Origin of the sequence: Pseudomonas sp. RIT-PI-AD, from assembly GCF_025642785.1 — a bacterium.
GTDB lineage: Bacteria > Pseudomonadota > Gammaproteobacteria > Pseudomonadales > Pseudomonadaceae > Pseudomonas_T.
In genome coordinates, this window is sequence record NZ_JANZKU010000057.1 from 1 (window position 1) to 2,466 (window position 2,466).

General features: G+C 44.0%; 4 protein-coding genes. All 4 read right to left on the reverse strand.

The genetic code is table 11. The features are described 5' to 3' along the window. A partial coding sequence (locus OGL92_RS21960; RefSeq protein WP_263147987.1) for a hypothetical protein occupies positions 1-247 on the reverse strand: 247 nt, incomplete at its 3' end. Between the two features lie 530 nt (positions 248-777). Further along, a complete protein-coding gene (locus OGL92_RS21965) occupies positions 778-1,245 on the reverse strand; it encodes a DUF4265 domain-containing protein (protein WP_263147990.1) in 468 nt (155 codons plus the stop codon). 490 nt (positions 1,246-1,735) lie between these two features. After that, positions 1,736-2,116: a hypothetical protein gene (locus OGL92_RS21970; protein ID WP_263147993.1), complete on the reverse strand. Its 381-nt coding sequence runs from the start codon at positions 2,114-2,116 to the stop codon at positions 1,736-1,738. Next, the coding region (locus OGL92_RS21975; RefSeq protein WP_263147996.1) for a hypothetical protein at positions 2,098-2,466 on the reverse strand (369 nt) is incomplete at its 5' end. The genes OGL92_RS21970 and OGL92_RS21975, both read right to left, overlap by 19 nt.

Here is a 2,466-nt window from a genome sequence, read left to right on the forward strand (position 1 = left end):
GGTGGTCGGTGTGGAAGTACAGGATTTCCGCCGTGCCCTGCGTTGATTCATCCTGGACCTCAACGACATGCCCCTGCCGCTCGCGTCTGGCTTGGCGCTTGGCCTCGATCTTGTGGATCAGCGCGCCCGCCGTGGCGTCCCAGTCCGCAGGATGGCGCTCCTTGAGCGCCAGCCACTCTGCCGGCATCGGGAAGTCCTGATCCGCTACCTCCGCGTCGCCCTCGCTACGCACCAAGGCCAGCGGCACGAAACTGTCCAGAGTGGATTGAAGGCCGGGTTGTCAGGTTGGCCTGCACGTAGGCCGCCCATTCCTGCTCGCTCCACTGGGTCTTGCGCGCCTTCGCTGGCCTTGGGAGACCTGCTGCTCGGCGCCCTGGCTCGCCAAAGGTTCGCCTGTGCCCACCTGATACTGCAACTTGGCCTTGCTCTGCAACAACCGGCCTACAAGGCTTAGGAAAGTACATCCGTTCAATAAGGACTGCTGCCGCGGCCAAATAATATTTTTTAAAGAACTATTGACGCACAATCAAATACAATATCTATCTACTTAGGTAGCACGCGACTACTTGCTTCCCTTGAGCCATACTTCAGGCTCACGAGCCTCGCTCTCTACAACCCACTCCATAGGTTACCTACATATTTAGCCAATACATCTGAAGCGCGAAACGGTTGGAATGGTGGGATTTAGCCATATACCCCAGGCTTTTAGATTACCGAAAAGATGATTCGGTCATCTTCGCCGCTCTATTCAAAGAGCCAAAAATTACAGAGCATTTTCTATAGCCACCAATTGAGCGGAGTCACACCATCCTCCATTTCATACACGTTTCCATAATACCATTCCAAGTTATACTTATTGGCTAGCTCGTTCACCACAGATTCAATCTTGGCGAAACCCAACTCGACAGAAACTGTAATAACGATGCTTCTTTCTGTATAACCATCAACGGTACCATTTAATTTCTCAACCACCACTTTCTTGATTACCTGAATTGCGTCCGCAATGATACCATCACTGAAAAACTGAACACATATATTTCCCGCTCTTAAGACTTTAACTGGGGCGCATTCATCAAGAACTCTAAATCGATCACCTTTGGCCAAATTGAGCACTATACCGGGCGAGGCCAGCAAAAGATAATCACCCGTTGCTAATTTCTTTACAAGAACCTCTTCCCTTAGAATTCTCCCATTGCTGGCTTTTTCAGCGTATATATTAAGTGTTTCCGCATTATCAACGTCCATAGGGTGCTCCACACCTGCCTTTTAACGCATGACATACCTTCTTTAGGTATTCATCTATTGGCTGCGCTCAAGTTACACGAAGCCCCTTCGAGCAGTATTGTCATTCCGACGCAGGACCTTTTTTGTGACCTAATCATATTGTCTGAGGGGCAGATTTGACCGCTGCACCAGTAGCTAAAGATACGATTTCAGATGTCGCCAACCTACATCGCATTTCTCAATACCCACCACTTATTAATAAAAAATATGATCTGACAAAAATTCTTCCTGCCATTGGCAAAAAATAAAAGTTTAAGAAAATATCTCCTGACCTTTAATACCTTAAACTTCGAACATATTTAAGAGGCATTATAAATTTTTAAATTATTTACATCATAAATATCTAAACCATGAACTTCTCATAAAAAATTGCACCCAGGGAGAATCAACCAGAAATCTAGCCACGCTCAAAAGGCACTGTGAAATTTTAAAACTACAGGTTAATTTATTTCTATAATATACACACATCCAAAATCCCTGTCTTGTAAAGACTTGAAACCTCAGAATGGATATCTATAAATACATCTTCCAAAGTAGCATTTGTATTTATTTTACATTTAAAAGGAGGTTTCTCTTGAATACTCCGCATGACCCCCACTCTCAACTGGCCAACCAGAGCATCATACCAAATGTAAAACCTCATGGAAGATTCACTCATTCGATCCAAACAAAAAGACTTCAATAGAGAAAGTAATGATTTTATTTTTTTCTCTTCGAATAGCTTCGAGTTTTCATCATAAACTTCGAGAGCAATATATTCCCCCTCATTTGAGCTTGACTTTAGCTCTTCAAGGAGATTATACACTTTGCTTTTCAACGCTGATTCAGACATTTTAAATCCTTCAATGAGATGCTTCTGCCAGTCGGCCCCTTATGCTTTCCTTCTATAAAATCTCCAAATTCGTTAGCATCAGCTTTCCATGTCAACGAACCACGTTCTTCTGTAAATACTTTCCAGGCGCTACCTCCATGTCCTGTCTGATCCGCCGACCACCATTCACCTGTCTCGGGATTTCTATAAAATTTAGCACGCCCCACTCCACTTACATGGCCCTCACAAACTCTATCTGAATTATCAATATTCCATTTTCTACAGTCACATCGTCTATTAGCAATATTTGGTTTTTTATCAGTTGAGTGATTTTTATCTCGGTTTAAGCCAAGTGGATCCGTCCATTCAAT

What these genes read in the sequence shown, in the direction of transcription:
- OGL92_RS21965 (WP_263147990.1), bottom strand. Translation starts at nt 1,245, where the DNA reads ATGGACGTTGATAATGCGGAAACACTTAATATATACGCTGAAAAAGCC.
- OGL92_RS21970 (WP_263147993.1), bottom strand. Translation starts at nt 2,116, where the DNA reads ATGTCTGAATCAGCGTTGAAAAGCAAAGTGTATAATCTCCTTGAAGAG.